Genomic DNA, 16056 nt, shown 5'->3' on the forward strand with positions numbered 1-16056 from the left:
ATGACCATCCGCGTCGCGCTGTACCACGAAACGCAGTACCGCTACGACCGCCTCATCTCGGTCGGTCCCCAGGAAGTGAGGTTGAAGCCGGCGGCGCACTGCCGCACGCCCATCGACGCGTATTCCCTGCGCGTCTCGCCGCAGAAGCATTTCATCAACTGGCAGCAGGATCCTTACGGAAACTTCCTCGCGCGGCTCGTGTTCCCGGAGAAGACGCGGGAGCTCAAGATCGTCGTGGACCTGGTCGCCGACATGACGGTGATCAACCCGTTCGACTTCTTTCTGGAGAAGTTCGTCGAGCGCTTTCCCTTCGAGTATCCGCCGAACCTGTTGCGCGAACTCGCACCTTTCCTCGAACGGGATGAACCCACGCCCCGCTTCGCGCAGTGGCTCGCGGCGTTCCGGAAGGAGCGCCTCCAGGGCGAGGTCGTGACGGTGGACATGCTGGTGGACATCAACCAGCGCGTGCAGCAGGCGGTGAGCTACATCGTGCGCATGGAACCGGGCGTGCAGATGCCCGAGGAGACGCTGGCCAAGGGCAGCGGTTCGTGCCGCGATTCCGGCTGGCTGCTGGTCCAGCTTCTCCGCCATCTCGGGCTGGCGGCCCGCTTCGTTTCGGGCTATCTCATCCAGCTCGCGCCGGACGTGAAGGCACTCGACGGTCCGAGCGGTCCGGCCGAGGATTTCACCGATCTGCATGCGTGGGCGGAGGTCTATCTGCCCGGGGCGGGCTGGGTCGGGCTGGATCCCACTTCGGGGTTGCTTGCCGGCGAGGGCCACATACCGCTCGCTGCGACGGCCCTGCCTTCCAGTGCCGCGCCCGTGACGGGCCTCATCGATCCGTGCGAGACCGCTTTCGAAGTGAAGATGCACGTGACGCGGGTGCACGAGGACCCGCGGGTGACGAAGCCTCTCACCCAGACGCAGTGGGAGGCCGTCGACGCCCTCGGCCGGAAGGTCGACTCGCAATTGGTGGCGTGGGACGTGCGCCTCACCATGGGCGGCGAACCGACGTTCGTGTCGGTCGACGACATGGACGGTGCCGAGTGGAACTTCAACGCGCTGGGCGACCGCAAGAGGGAACTGGCTGGCGAACTGTTGCTGCGCCTGCGCGATCGTTTCGCAAAGGATTCGGTGCTTTACCATGGCCAGGGCAAGTGGTACCCGGGCGAACCGCTGCCGCGCTGGGCGCTCGGGTTTCTGTGGAGAGACGACGGACTGCCGTTGTGGAAGAAGCCTGAACTTCTCGCAGGAGACGAGCCCGGCCGCGCGGGTCCCGCCGAGAGTTCGCAGTTCGCACGGACGCTTGCGGCATTGCTGGGCCTGCCGGCGTCCTGCCTGATTCCCGCCTACGAGGACGTCTGGTCGGCCGTAAAGGACGAAGCCCGCCTGCCGGCCAACGTCGACCCGCTGCAGAGAGACCTCGCCGATCCGGCCGCACGCACCCGTCTCGCCGCGCTGCTGGACGGAAAGCTGGGCGAAGTGCGGGGTTACGTGCTTCCCTTGCGGCCCGCTCCGGCGCAGGCCACGGCGGATTCGAAGTCGAAGGTGACGGAGGGACATCCAGGCTGGCAATCGTCTGCCTGGCCGTTGCGCCGGGAGAACCTGTATCTCGTGCCCGGCGATTCACCCATGGGATACCGCCTGCCGCTCGGTTCGCTCCCGTGGCAGGCCCCCGAGGACGAGGAGCCGATCGTTCATCCCGATCCCTTCGCCGAGCGCCTGCCGCTTCCCGCAGGCGTGGCGTTTCCGGTCGAAGCCGGCAAGACGCCGTCCGCGGGCACCCGGGACGTCATCAAGACGGCCCTCTGCATAGAGACCAGGAATGGCTGCCTGCATGTCTTCCTGCCGCCGGTGCCTGCGGTCGAGGATTTCGTGGCCTTGCTGGCCACGATCGAGGAGACCGCCGCGCGCACGGGCATCCCGCTGCGGATCGAGGGCTACCTGCCGCCTGCGGATCCCCGTGTGAAGCGTCTGTTCGTCACCCCGGATCCGGGCGTCATCGAAGTGAACGTGCATCCGGCGGACTCCTGGACCGAACTGGTGGAGAACACGCGGATCCTCTACGAGGAGGCGCGACTCACCCGGCTGGGCACCGAGAAGTTCATGCTGGACGGGCGTCACACCGGAACGGGTGGAGGCAATCACGTCACCATCGGCGGCGCGGCACCGGTCGACAGTCCGCTGCTGCGGCGCCCCGACCTGCTGCGCAGCCTGATCACGTACTGGCAGAACCATCCGGCGCTTTCCTACCTGTTCTCGGGCATGTTCATCGGGCCCACGAGCCAGGCGCCGCGGGTGGATGAGGCGCGCGACGACAGCCTGTACGAACTGGGGATCGCCTTCGACGAGATGTCGCGGCTGTCGTGTGCCGGGCAGGAAGTGCCGGAGCCCTGGCTGGTGGACAGGCTGCTGCGCCACATCCTGGTGGACGTCACCGGCAACACCCACCGTGCCGAGTTCTCCATCGACAAGCTGTACTCGCCGGACGGGCCCACCGGACGCCTCGGGCTGCTGGAATTCCGGGCCTTCGAGATGCCGCCGCACTGGCAGATGAGTGCGCTGCAACTCCTGCTGCTGCGCGCCCTGGTGGCGCGGTTCTGGAAGACACCCTACGAGGGGCGCCTGATCGACTGGGGTACGAGCCTGCACGACCGTTTCATGCTGCCGCACTTCGTGGCCGGCGACATGCAGGAGGTCATCGAGGATCTCGCGCAGTCGGGCTACGGGTTCGAGGCGGAGTGGTTCGCGCCGTTCTTCGAGTTCCGCTTCCCGCGCTACGGCACGGTCAACTATCAGGGCATCGAACTGGAGGTGCGCCAAGCCCTGGAGCCGTGGCACGTGCTGGGGGAGGAAGCCCAGGCGGGCGGCACGACGCGCTACGTGGATTCATCGGTGGAGCGGGTGCAGGTCAAGGTCCGCCACATGCACGGCAACCGCTATTCGGTGCTCTGCAACGGCAGGACCGTCCCGCTAACCTCCACGGGAACCCGCGGCGAGTTCGTCGCGGGCGTGCGATACAAGGCCTGGCAGCCGCCTGCCGCCCTGCATCCCACCATCGGCGTTCACACGCCCCTCGTGTTCGATCTCTACGACACGTTCAGCGGGCGCGCCGTCGGAGGCTGCACTTACCACGTCATGCATCCCGGCGGCCGCAACTACCAGCGCTTTCCCGTGAATGCCAACGAGGCCGAGGCAAGGCGCGTGGCCCGTTTTCTCGCGATGGGCCACACCCCGGGCGCCATGGCCTACCGGCCGGAACAGCCGAGCCAAAGCTTTCCGCTCACCCTCGATCTGCGGCGCGAACCCGATTACGGTGTCGCCATGGTGGTGGCAGGGCGCCAGATGGCCCAGGAGCAGCAACAGCAGCAATCGTGAAGCGGGACGGCCGATGGACCGGAGGGCGTGGCCGCCGGATCCATCGCACGCAAAGCCGTCATCGGGCATGGGGAACGACCGATCGATGTGCGCGGTCGACGTACATCGATCAGGTCTTCCCCGGCGCCGACCGTTGCTCCCGCCCGAAGATGGCGAGGCCTACTGCGGAGGCGTCGCCGTCGCCTCGATCTCCACGCGGCGGTCCGGCGCGAGGCATTCGCGCATCGCAGGCTTGGCCAGGTGGGCGCAGGCCGAGGCCGCGGTCACCGGTTCGGCGCTGCCCTTGCCCGTCGCACTGATCCGTGCGGGATCCAGGCCCCTGGCCACCAGATAGCCCCGGACCGCCTCCGCCCGCCGCTGGGACAGGCGCCGGTTCAGCTTGCCGGAACCCATCCGGTCGGTGTGACCGGTGATGGTCACCTTGCCGTAGTCCGCCGCGGACTTGAGCACCGAGACGACTTCGTCGAGTTCCGGAATCAGCTTGCCTCTCAGCCTGGCGCTGTTGCTGTCGAACAGACCGGTCTTGTCGATCTGCAGCGATTTGCGCAGCAGCTTCGCCGGTGATGCTGCCGGCTTGCCGGCATCGGCCGGGGCCGCCGCCGGCGTCTTCGCGTCGTCGGCCGTGTAACGGGTCACGGGAAACTCCGGCAGACGGTTGTCGATGACCGGCGCCGCTTCCCGGGTCGCAGTGGACGGCCCGGGCACACCCGGCGACCGGTCCGTGATCTCGACACTGCCCGGGGCATATGCAGGGTCGTCGGCCGGCGAGACCGCTTGCACGTCGCCTTCGTCGTCCATGACAGGCAACCCGATGGTGTCGCCGTCGTCGATGGCGTCGTCCCCGCTCGCCGTCGTGTCGTCCTGGTCGGTATCGTCCTCGGCCAGTTCAGACGTCGCCGCGCCATCGCCGTTGTCGTCCGCGGTCCCGGCGATCACGGGCGCCACGGCAGGCGCCGCATCGAGAGATTGTCTGTTCTCGGGAAAGACGGCTGCCGATTCATCGGTCCCCGCGCGGGGAGCCGGCTTGCCGGCTGGGGTGGCTGCCCCGGGCGACGGCGGCGTTGCCGGCTCTGGCCGCTGCGCTTCGGACGGGGGCATCTGGATGCGCTTTGCGAGTCCTTCTTCGGTGCCCGCGGCCGCGGCCCCGGACAGGTCGCAATCGCTGCCCGGAACACCGCGGGAGTCGCGAACGCAGGCGCGCGCCTGTCCGTCACGGACAGCGTTGCCCTTGGCGTCGCGCACGAGAGGCTGCCCGGATCCCGGCCCGGCGTTCGGTTGTTCCTTGGGGGCCTCCACATAGATGGTCGAGGTGCCGCCTTCCTTGGCAGGTCCGGAAGTGCCCGCGGTCCTGGAGGACGGCTTGGTTCCGTTCGGGGGCGCGGCCGGCGAGGCTTTCTGCGCATCACCGGTGCCGCCCTGGCAGTCGGGATTGGCGAACGCGTGGTCGTCGCCCCCGCTCGAGACGCAGGTGCTGCCGTGGCCGTCGCGAGTCGCGCGCCCCATGCCGTCGTTGATCCAGCGGCCCTTGCTGTCGGCAGCCGATGCGAGGGTGGGAAGAAGAAAGGCCACGGCGGAAAGCGCCACGAGCGTGCGTTGAATCGGATGTTTCATCGGTTTCCCTGTCCTGGATGTCGCGAATGGCTGGCATGCTTTGCGGCATGGCAGCATTTGCCACTATAGCGTGCGGCATGTCTCCCTGGGGCCGTTACCGCGAGTGCTCGCCGCCGGCGCATGCCGTCGGGACGCGACCCGTGCCATGGCGGGCGGGCTGGGGAGATTTCCAGCCTCCATGGCGTACACTCGACCCACCTCATTCCTGCCTTGCGACGCCATGATTCGACTGGCTGCAGTGCTGCTGTTCCTGCTTGGAATTCCGCCCTCGTTCGCCGACGAGAACACCGCGCGGGTCGAGTTGTTCTCCCCTCAAGGCGAAGTCAAGGGCGTGCGGCAGGTCACCGCCCGATTCACCACGCCGATGGTTCCGTTCGGCGACCCGGCACTGGTGGAGCCCTTCGAGGTCCTGTGCGCCGAGAAGGGGCAGGGGCGCTGGGCGGACAGCCGCAACTGGGTGTTCGATTTCGAGCACGACCTGCCGGCCGGTGCCCGCTGCAGCTTCACTCTCAAGACCGGTGTGACCGACATGGAGGGGCGAAGCGTTCCCGCGGCGCGCTTCGAATTCACCACGGGCGGTCCGTCCATCCGGCAGGCGATGCCCTGGGACGGGCAGGAGTTCATCGACGAGAACCAGGTCTTCATCCTCGGGCTGGACGCGCCCGCGACGGATGCCTCCGTGCAGAAGCACGTCTGGTGCAACGTGAGCGGGCGCGCCGAGCGGGTGCCCGTCCGGATCGTGAGCGGGAAGGAACGCAAGGCGATCCTCGACCGCCGCAAGGATTTCCTGTCCGAGTTCGCGTCCGGTTTCGCGACGGGGTCGGACTTCGAGACGTTCCTCCGCACGCGTGCGTACGACAAGCTGCCGCTGCAGCTCGTGGCCTGCCAGGGCCGGCTTCCCTACGAAACCGAAGTGCAGCTCGTCTGGGGTGCGGGCGTGGAGACGCCCGGCGGCGTTGCCACGAGCGCGGATCAGTCGCTCGCCTTCAAGGTGCGGCCGGCCTTCACGGCGCGCTTCTCCTGTCAGCGCACGAACGCGAAAGGGAACTGCATTCCGGTGCTCGGCATGGCGCTCGATTTCACGGCGCCCGTGGCCGTGTCGCTCGCCGACAAGGTGCAGTTGAAGGGACGCGGTGGAGAGGTCTACCGGTGGAAGATTTCGGACGACGACCGGCGATCCGGTTTCGTGAACGGGCTGCATTCGCCGGGACCGTTCCCCGAGGCGTCCACGTTCACGATCACGCTGCCCGAGGGCTTCGTCGACGATGGCGGCCGCAGCCTGTCCAACGCGAAGCGGTTCCCGCTCTCGGTCAAGACCGATCCGGCGCCGCCGCTCGCCAAGTTCGCGGCGCGCTTCGGGGTGCTGGAACTGAACGCCGAACCCGCCTTGCCGGTGACGCTGCGCAACGTCGAGAAGGAACTGGCGGGCAACCAGGTGCAGCTGGGCGGGGCGGCGAACGTCAAGGGGCTGCCCGCGCGGATGCTCAAGGTGCAATCTCCGCGCGACATGGTGCGCTGGCTCAAGCGGCTGAACGATGCCGAGGCCCGCTGGACGGAAGGTGGCTATGTGTCGCACAGCATCTTCGGTGCTGCGGACGCCACGTCGTCCATGACGTTGCCCAAGCCCGGGACCGAGAAGGAGTTCGAGGTCGTGGGTATCCCGTTCAAGGTTCCCGGCTTCTACGTGGTCGAGATCGTGAGTCCGCGTCTGGGTCAGGCGCTGCTCAAGGATGGCAAGCCCTACTACGTGTCGGCCGGCGCGCTGGTCACGAACCTGGCCGTGCATTTCAAGTGGGGGCGCGAAGGTTCGCTCGTCTGGGTGACGTCGCTGGACAAGGGCGAACCGGTGCCTGCGGCCGACGTGAGCGTGCTCGACTGCACCGGCCGCGTGCTGTTCGAGGGCGTGGCCGACAAGTCCGGCATCGCGCGGATCCGCAAGGCCCTCCCGGAGCGCGGCGCGCTGCCGGGTTGCGTCGACAAGTGGGATCAGCAGCTTTTCGTGACGGCGCGCAAGGGCGATGACGCGGCCTTCGTGCTGTCCGGCTGGGACGAAGGCATCGCCACCTGGCGTTTCAATTTGCGCAATGCCGGCTATCGCGGCGACACCGCGGCGACCACCGTGTTCGACCGGACCTTGCTGCGGGCGGGCGACACGCTGGGCATGAAGCACATCCTGCGCAGACGTACCGCGACCGGCTTCGGGGCCGTACCCGCTTCCGCACTGCCGGTGCGTGCCGTCGTTCGCCACTGGGGCAGCGGGCAGATGTGGGAACTCCCGCTCAAGTGGGATGGATCGGGCGCCGCTGAATCCGCGTGGCAGGCGCCCAAGGACGCCAAGCTGGGAGAGTATTCCGTGATCCTCGCCGGGCCGCGGCAGAAGAGTGAAGCCGAGGGCTACGTGAATGGCCTGGACTCGGGCAGCTTCAGGGTCGAGGAATTCCGCGTGCCGGTGCTCAAGGCGACCGTGCAGATGCCCGCCCAGCCGCTCGTGAACGCGGACGCGGCGGAGGTGAATCTCCAGCTTTCGTATCTGTCCGGCGGAGGCGCCGGCGGCACCCGGGTCAAGCTGCGGGCGGTCACGCAACCGCACGCCGTGACGTTCGACGAGCACGAAGGGGTGTCGTTCGCGTCGGGCGACGTCCGGGAGGGGCGCATGGACCGCGCGAGCGGCTGGATCGACGCGGGGACCGACGCGGAGTCCGCAGATCCCCTTCCCGACGCATCGGAGCAGGACGACACCCGGACGCTCAAGACCCAGACCGTGGTCCTGGATGGAGGTGGCGCAGGAAAGATCCGCATCGATGCGCTGCCCCGCTCGGACGTGCCGCGCGAACTGGTGGCGGAGATGGAATACGCGGATCCCAACGGGCAGATTCTCACCCGGTCCTCGCGCGTGCCACTGTGGCCGTCCGGCGTTCTGCTCGGTATCCAGCCGGATGGCTGGGCCCTTTCGAGGGACAAGGTGAAACTGAAGGTCATCAGCGTCGACACGCGCGGCAAGCCGCTGGCCGGAGTGCCTGTCGTCGTGGACGTGTTCGAGCGCATCTCGTACGCGCACCGCAAGCGTCTGATCGGCGGGTTCTACGCCTATGAGTATGGCGAGGAGATCCGCCGGATCGGCGGCTTCTGCGAGGGCAGGAGCGACGCCAAGGGGCTCGTTCACTGCGAGGCGCCCGTGTCGGGCAGCGGCAATCTGATCCTGCGTGCGAAAGCCGCGGATGCAAGCGGCAACCCATCCTTTGCGCGAGCGGACGTCTGGGTGGCGGGTCAAGGCGACTGGTGGTTCGACGTCACGAGCGACGACCGCATGGATGTCCTGCCGGAACGCAAGCGGTACGAGCCCGGCGAAACGGCCGTCGTGCAGGTGCGCTCGCCCTTCCGTGAAGCCTCCGCGCTCGTGACGGTCGAGCGCGAAGGCGTGGTCGACGGATTCGTGACGACGCTCACCGGCAAGGAACCGGTCGTCAGGGTACCCATCAAGGGACACTATGCGCCGAATACGTTCGTGTCGGTGTTCGCGGTACGCGGCAGGGTGGCGGAGGTTCAGCCCACCGCGCTCGTGGACCTCGGCAAGCCCGCGTTCCGCATGGGGGTGGCGGAGATTCGCGTCGGCTGGCGCGATCACGAACTCGCCGTGAAGGTCTCGCCGGAGAAGGACGCCTATCGCATCCGCGAGAAGGCCCGGGTGACCATCGAAGCCATGCCTGCCAACGGCAAGCCATTGCCGAAGGGGGCCGAAGTGGCCGTGGCGGCGGTGGACGAAGCGCTGCTGGAACTGCTGCCCAACGGCTCGTGGAAACTGCTCGAGGCGATGATGCAGCCGCGCGGGATCGAGGTGAATTCCTCCACGAGCGCCATGCAGGTCATCGGCAAGCGTCACTACGGCAAGAAGGCATTGCCGGCGGGGGGCGGCGGCGGCCGGCAGACCTCCAGAGAACTGTTCGACACGCTCCTGCTGTGGAAGGCGAGGGTGAAGCTGGATGCGCAAGGCCGGGCGCAACTCGAGGTGCCTCTCAACGATTCGCTTTCGTCGTTCCGCATCGTCGCCGTGGCGACGGCCGGCCTCAACCTCTTCGGAACCGGTTCGGCGAGCGTGCGCACGTCGCAGGACGTCACCCTGCTTTCGGGTCTGCCGCCGGTGGTGCGCGAACAGGACCGGTACGCCGCGACGTTCACGGTGCGCAACGCGTCAGAGGCCGCCCTCGATATCGCCGTGGAGGCCGATGTGGCCGCGGAAGGCGGAAAGGGGTCCGGTCCGGGGAGGCTCGAGCCGCAGACGGTACGGCTGGCGGCGGGCGAGTCGGCCAACGTTTCGTGGCTCGTGACGGCGCCAGCGGGCAGCACGGGTCTTCAATGGTCCGTCGCGGCCAAGGCGGCCGGCGCGGAAGGTGACAAGGCCGACCGGCTCAAGGCGAGGCAGAAAGTGGTTCCCGCGGTGCCGGTGCGCGTGCTGCAGGCCACGCTGGCGCAGATCGACAAGGAACTGTCGACGACCGTCGCGTTGCCTGCGGAAGCCATCCCGGGGCGGGGAGAGGTGGCGGTGCAACTGCAGGCTCGTCTGGGCAGCGATCTGCCGGGCGTGCGCGACTGGATGGAGCGCTATCCCTACTCCTGCCTGGAACAGAGGGTCTCGAAAGCCGTCGCCTTGCGGGACGAGGCGGCATGGCGGTCCATCATGAGTGCGCTGCCCGCCTATATCGATCACGACGGCCTGCTCAAGTACTTTGCCGGCATGGGGCAGGGCAGCGACTCGCTCACGGCGTACGTGATGGCGATCGCCCACGAGGCGCAGTGGAGCATTCCCGAGTCGATCCTCCCGAGGCTGCAGGCGGGGCTCGGCGGATTCGTCAACGGGACCGTGGTGCGCCACGGATCGTTGCCGACGGCGGATCTTGCCATCCGCAAGGTGGCAGCGCTCGAGGCGCTGTCCCGCTACGGCATGGAGGTGGATCCGGCGGCGATCTCCTCCTTCGACGTCGCCCCGAATCTGTGGCCGACATCGGCGGTGATCGACTGGTACGGACTTACGAAGCGCTGGGAGAAGCTGCCGGACCACGACCAGCACGCCCGGCAGGCAGAGCAGATTCTCCGTTCGCGCCTCAACTTCCAGGGCACCACCATGGGGTTTTCCACCGAGCGCACGGATTTCCTCTGGTGGCTCATGATCTCCGGCGACGTCAACGCCAACCGGGTGCTGCTCGCGATGATCGACGAGCCCGCGTGGCGCGAAGACATGCCGCGGCTGGTGCGCGGATCGCTGGGACGGCAACAGCACGGTCGCTGGAACACGACGGTCGCGAATGCCTGGGGTGTGCTTGCGCTGGAGAAGTTCGGCCGTGCGTTCGAATCGGAACCTGTCTCCGGTGCGACGGCGGGTACGCTGGGCGGGACGAAGCGGCGTCACGAATGGACGGGCGAAGGCACGGGCCGCATGAGCTTCGAGTGGCCTGCGCAGCCGCAACCACTCACACTGACTCATGACGGAGCGGGCAAGCCCTGGGCCACGTTGGTGAGCCGGGCGGCGCTGCCCTTGAAAAGTCCGTTCTCCAGCGGCTATCGCATCACTCGCACGGTCAGCCCGGTCGAAGGCGATGCGGGCCAGTGGAAGCGTGGCGACATCTACAGGGTTCGCCTGGCCGTGGACGCGCAGTCGGACATGACCTGGGTCGTGGTGGAGGATCCCATTCCCGCCGGTGCCACCATTCTCGGCTCGGGACTGGGCGGCGACTCCGGCCTGGCCACCCGGGGCGAGAAGCGGGAGGGCTGGGTGTGGCCCGCTTTCGAGGAGCGCGGGTTCGAGGCCTTCCGTGCCTATTACGAGTTCGTGCCCAAGGGGGCATGGACCGTGGAGTACACGGTCCGGATGAACAACGCGGGCACGTTCCAGCTCCCGCCCACCCGTGTCGAAGCCATGTATGCGCCCGAGATGTTCGGCGAGGTTCCGAACACGAAGGTGACGATCGGCAACCGGGGACGGCCAGGTTTTCCAGGGGCCGGAGCGCGAAGGCTGCCGGTCCGCCGTCGAGACTGGGTGGTCTCGTGCCGCGCCTGAGCATGGGCGGATCGCTCCTTGCCCTCGCCGCGGTGCTTTCGGCGGGCCCCGTCGAAGGCGCGGTACCGCCCACCTTCGCGCAGGTGCGCCAGACGTTCGTGCCCAGCGAAGCCATGCTGTTCGACCGGCACGGCGAACTGCTGCACGAGATCCGCGTGGACGAGACGGTGCGAAGACTTCCGTGGGTCGAACTGCGCGACGTTTCGCCTGCGCTCGTGCAGGCCGTGATCCAGGCGGAGGACAAGCGCTTCTTCGAACACGGCGGCGTCGACTGGCGCGCCCTGGGCGACGCGGCGTTCGACACGTTCTTTCGCGGATCCCCGCGCGGCGCCAGCACGCTGTCCATGCAGGTGGCCGCGATGCTGGAACCTTCCTTGCGGGCGGAGGGCAGCCGGCGGACGGTGGTGCAGAAGGTCGAACAGATCCGGGCGGCACGCGAACTGGAAGGGGCGTGGACCAAGCGGCAGATCCTCGAGGCCTATCTCAATCTCTCCACGTTCCGCGGCGAACTGTCCGGCGTCGGCGCAGCCGTTCAGGGACTGTTCCACAAGAGTCCCTCGGGTGTCACCGCCCCGGAGGCCGCGTTGCTGGCCGCACTGCTTCGAGGGCCCAACGCGAGGAGCGACGTGGTCTCGCGCCGCGCCTGCGCCGTGGCGGGCGCCAGGGATTGCCGGCCGCTGGACCGGCTCGCGGGTTCCGTTCTCAAGCTCCCGCCGCGGCTGGAACCGCGCGCCGCACTGGCGCCGCACGTGGCTCGGGCCCTTCTCTCCCGCGAGACCCGGAACGTGACGACGACGCTGGATGCCGGGGTGCAGGCCAAGGTCCTCGACGTGCTGCGCAGGCAGCTTTCCACCCTGTCGGATCGACACGTGCAGGACGGAGCGGTGCTGGTGCTCGACAACGCCACAGGCGAGGTGCTGGCCTACGCCGGCAATCAGGGGCCGGGATCCAGTGCGCCCTTCGTCGACGGCGTGCGCGCGCCGCGCCAGGCCGGCTCGACCCTGAAGCCGTTCCTGTATGGCATGGCGCTGGAGGAGCAGATACTCACGGCCGCCTCGCTGCTGGACGACTCGCCCGCCAATCTGGTCACGCCCTCCGGCCTGTACGTGCCGCAGAACTACGACCGGGACTTCCGCGGTCCGGTGAGCGTCAGGACCGCACTGTCCGCGTCTCTCAACGTGCCGGCAGTGCGCACGCTCATGCTGCTGGGCGCGGATCGCTTCGTGGACAGACTGCGGGCGCTGGGCTTCGCGGGCGTGGTGGAGTCCGGCGATTACTACGGCTACTCGCTGGCGCTCGGATCGGCGGACGTCACCCTGTGGCAGTTGACTGCGGCCTACCGCTCGCTCGCGCAGGGCGGCCGCTCGAGTCCGCCTCTACTCACGGCCGGGCCGTCCGGGCCGTCCGTGCCCGTGGCGAATCCGGCAGCGACATGGATCGTGGCCGACATCCTCGCCGACCGTGGCGCCCGCAGTACCACGTTCGGGCTGGACAATCCGCTCAACACCCGTGTGTGGAGCGCGGTGAAGACCGGCACGAGCAAGGACATGCGGGACAACTGGTGCATCGGATTCTCCCGCCGGTACACCGTGGGCGTCTGGGTCGGCAACTTCGATGGCTCGCCCATGCGGGATGTATCGGGAGTGAGCGGGGCGGCGCCCATCTGGCTGGAAGTGCAGCAGGCGCTGAACCGTGGCGAATCTTCCTCCACCGGGCATGCGCGGCCCCCCGAGGTCGTGCTGCAGCATGTCCGGTTCGTGCCGCCGGTGGAGCCGGACCGCGACGAATACTTCGTCAAGGGGACCGAGATCGCGGAGATCGGGCTCAAGCCCCCGGTCGCCGCGGCCGTGCGCATTTCGTATCCGGGCAACGGGGCGATCCTGGCGCTGGATCCGGACATTCCGGAAGGCATCCAGAGAGTCCGGTTCCTTCCCACGGCGGCCGTACCGGGCTTGCATTGGCGTGTCGGCGGCCTCGAACTGCCTGCCGAGGAGGATGGAGGCGCCACCTGGATACCGCAGGCGGGACGCTTCGATCTGACCCTCGACAGTCGGGATGGCCAGGTGCTGGATCAGGTCCGGTTCGAAGTGCGAGGGGCTGTGTCCCGTGACAAATAGGTGACTAATCAGATGGATGGAAAAATTGTCGCCAATTGGCGAATCGGTAACTGATCCGTAAGAGGGTGTCCCGTATCTTGTCGACTGGCTGAAGAGGATGCGACCGCCGGTCTGTGGCCGGCGCATGGCGACCGACCGAGGCCGACACTGTCCTGCCCCGCCCGGGTCATGCCGGCGCGGCCGGCACATTCACTGGAGACCCTCTGAAATGAAGAAGCGCAATGCAGCCCTGAAGTTTCTTGCTGCGGCAGGCGTAGCGGCATTCACTACGGCCCCTGCCATGGCCGAGATCAATCTGGGACTCGACAAGATCATCGCTCCGTCCGCGCCCTCCGGCGACAAGCCCTGGGTGAACATCCGTATCTATGATCTGGACTTTTTGGCAGGGGGCGCGTTCGATGCACTCGCGCCGACCGTCGAGTTCCAGGTGTCCACCAAGCAGTTCACCTTCGACGATCCGCTCACGGGAGACGCGTCCTGCTGCGTGATGCCCGGTCGGGGCAACCTCGCCGGCAACGAGGAACTCATCACCCTGAACATGACGGTCAATCCGTCACTGCTGGCCGTGGCCGATTCCGAACTCATCGTCGAGTGGGCAGGCGGAGCGCCCGGCTTCCCGGACGCCGGACAAGCGCCGGCGGCCATCTCGATCTCGGACGACCCCTCCGTCGACCCCTACGACATCACGATCAGCTGGAACGTCGGCACGAACGTCACGCACTCCAAGTTCCTCGTCACGTACAAGGTCGGCGGTGTGGTCACGGATATCGATGCGGCCGATCTGGCCTTCGTGAACCAGACGGGTTACTCCGCCCAGGGCGTCGTGCTGTACAAGAACAACGAGAACCTCATCACCGGCGCGGGCGTGATCGGTGCGGTTCCGGAACCGGAAACCTACGCGATGCTGGGTCTGGGTCTCATCGGGATCGGACTCGCGACTCGCCGTCGCCGCTGACATCTCGCTCTCATCCCTGTTCAGTCTCCTCCGCACGGCACCTTCGGGTGCCGTTTTTTTTCCTTCCGGTCCCGGGAGGGCGGGTCCGGACCTTCGCTAGCCACGGTCAGTCAAGGCACCTACAATACGCCGCGCCCGGAGACGGGCACGTCCGATGGGCGACGCTCCGGTGCGTTTCGGCATGTCCGGCGGTCTCGAACCGGCCGGCGGTGCTGTCGGGTATCCGGCGCGACGCCTCGATTCGGGGGGAGATGCAAGGGGACATCCCCTTGTTCGTGATAAGACACCCCGGACAGCGAAGCCGCGCCGAGCGGCACCGCCCAAGTCCGGTTTAGGGAGGACTGCCTTGGCTACCCAGACCTTTACTCCGGAATTCGAGGAGGCGACGTACAAGAAAGTCGGCGCCAAACTCATTCCGTTCCTCTTCTTCTGCTACATCGTCGCGTTCCTGGATCGCGTCAACGTGGGCTTCGCGAAGCTCCAGATGGCAGCGGACCTGCAGTTCTCGGATGCGGTGTACGGGTTCGGCGCGGGCATCTTCTTCATCGGATACTTCATTTTCGAAGTGCCCAGCAACGTGATTCTCGAGCGCGTGGGCGCCAAGATGTGGATCGCGCGGATCATGATCACCTGGGGCATCATCTCCAGCGCGTTCATGTTCGTGAACGGCGAATTCTGGTTCTACACGCTCCGGTTCCTGCTGGGGTGGCCCAAGCCGGTTCTTTCCCGGCATCATCCTGTACATGACCTACTGGTTTCCGTCGTCGCGCCGTGCGCGGATGACGGCGCTGTTCATGACGGCCATCGCCATCTCCAACGTCGTCGGCTCGCCGGTCTCGGGCGCGATCATGCAGTACATGGACATGGTCAACGGCTGGCGCGGCTGGCAGTGGCTGTTCCTGCTGGAGGGCATTCCCTCGGTGATCATCGGCGTGCTCGTGATCTTCCTGCTTCCCAACAAGCCGCGCGACTGCAAGTGGCTGGAGACGGCGGAGAAGGATCTCATCGACCAGCGCGTGCGCGAGGACAACGAGGCCAAGGCCGAACTGGGCGGACGTCACAGCTTCATGGACGCCTTCAAGGACGTCCGGGTCTGGGCGCTGGCGATCGTGTACTTCTGCGGCGTGGTGGGCTTCTACGCGATCAACTTCTGGATGCCCACGATCATCCAGGAACTGGGCATCGACAAGAAGGACCTCCTCAAGGTGGGACTGCTCAGCATGATTCCCTGGGGTGTCGCCGCCGTTTCGATGGTCCTGGTGGGATCGCATTCGGACCGGACCGGCGAGCGCCGCTGGCACGCGGCGGGATCGCTGCTCGTGGCGGTCGTCGGCATGGTGGCGCTGGCGCTCATCGGCAAGAACGCCTTCCCGGCGATCATCGCCCTGACGGTCGTGACGGCCGGCATCCTGTCCTGGGTGGCGACGTTCTGGTCCCTGCCGACGGCGTTCCTGTCCGGGACCGCAGCCGCCGCGGGGATCGCCTGGATCAACTCGGTGGGCAACCTCGGCGGCCATTTCGGCCCGGACCTGATCGGACGCATCCGCACGGCGACGAATTCCAGTGAGGCGGCCTTCCACGCGCTGGCAGCGGTGGGGTTCCTGGGCGTGATCATCATCCTGCTCCTGCCGAAGACTCAGCGCACGCCCGGGGCGATCTCCGCAACGCCTCACTGAAGGCAGACGCGCGTTCCGGCCTCGGGCCCCGGGCGCGCGGTGACACCCTGCGAGGCGACCGGTGCCTGCACCGCTCGCCTTCTTTCCTTCCCGGACCGCCGGTTCCAACGGTACGTCCGGGGGGAACGCAATTCACACCTTCGACAAGTGGCAGTCCCGCGGCCGGGGTCGTTCTGCGTATTCGATGAACGACAACTCCGGCCGTAACTTTTTTCGACAGTGGTCCGCCGCCGATCCTGTCGAGCCGGTAGAATCCGGACAACTGTC

5 protein-coding genes and 1 pseudogene are annotated in these 16056 nt (G+C 67.3%); 5 read left to right on the forward strand and 1 reads right to left on the reverse strand.

The features are described from left to right. Positions 1 to 3378, forward strand: coding sequence for a transglutaminase family protein (locus IPK20_08650; protein MBK8016780.1), 3378 nt, complete (start codon positions 1 to 3; stop codon positions 3376 to 3378). 159 nt (positions 3379 to 3537) lie between these two features. Here the strand turns inward: IPK20_08650 and IPK20_08655 are convergent, their stop codons facing one another. Beyond that, entirely contained in the window at positions 3538 to 4989 is a 1452-nt protein-coding gene (locus IPK20_08655) for an OmpA family protein (protein MBK8016781.1), read from the reverse strand. A 220-nt stretch (positions 4990 to 5209) separates the two neighbouring features. Between IPK20_08655 and IPK20_08660 the strand changes: the two genes are divergently transcribed. From IPK20_08660 to IPK20_08675, 4 genes and pseudogenes are all read left to right on the forward strand, one after another. Further along, complete coding sequence (locus IPK20_08660; GenBank protein ID MBK8016782.1) at positions 5210 to 11041, forward strand: alpha-2-macroglobulin; 5832 nt, start codon at positions 5210 to 5212, stop codon at positions 11039 to 11041. A gap of 2 nt (positions 11042 to 11043) precedes the next feature. After that, positions 11044 to 13158, forward strand: coding sequence for a penicillin-binding protein 1C (pbpC, locus tag IPK20_08665; protein ID MBK8016783.1), 2115 nt, complete (start codon positions 11044 to 11046; stop codon positions 13156 to 13158). 208 nt (positions 13159 to 13366) lie between these two features. Beyond that, entirely contained in the window at positions 13367 to 14113 is a 747-nt protein-coding gene (locus tag IPK20_08670; protein ID MBK8016784.1) for a PEP-CTERM sorting domain-containing protein, read from the forward strand. 181 nt (positions 14114 to 14294) lie between these two features. Continuing rightward, positions 14295 to 15789: pseudogene (locus IPK20_08675) on the forward strand (MFS transporter). The last annotated feature ends 267 nt before the right edge of the window (positions 15790 to 16056 follow it).

Source organism: Betaproteobacteria bacterium (assembly GCA_016713305.1).
Taxonomy (GTDB): Bacteria; Pseudomonadota; Gammaproteobacteria; order Burkholderiales.

What these genes read in the sequence shown, in the direction of transcription:
- IPK20_08650 (MBK8016780.1), top strand. Translation starts at nt 1, where the DNA reads ATGACCATCCGCGTCGCGCTGTACCACGAAACGCAGTACCGCTACGAC.
- IPK20_08655 (MBK8016781.1), bottom strand. Translation starts at nt 4,989, where the DNA reads ATGAAACATCCGATTCAACGCACGCTCGTGGCGCTTTCCGCCGTGGCC.
- pbpC (MBK8016783.1), top strand. Translation starts at nt 11,044, where the DNA reads ATGGGCGGATCGCTCCTTGCCCTCGCCGCGGTGCTTTCGGCGGGCCCC.
- IPK20_08670 (MBK8016784.1), top strand. Translation starts at nt 13,367, where the DNA reads ATGAAGAAGCGCAATGCAGCCCTGAAGTTTCTTGCTGCGGCAGGCGTA.
- IPK20_08660 (MBK8016782.1), top strand. Translation starts at nt 5,210, where the DNA reads ATGATTCGACTGGCTGCAGTGCTGCTGTTCCTGCTTGGAATTCCGCCC.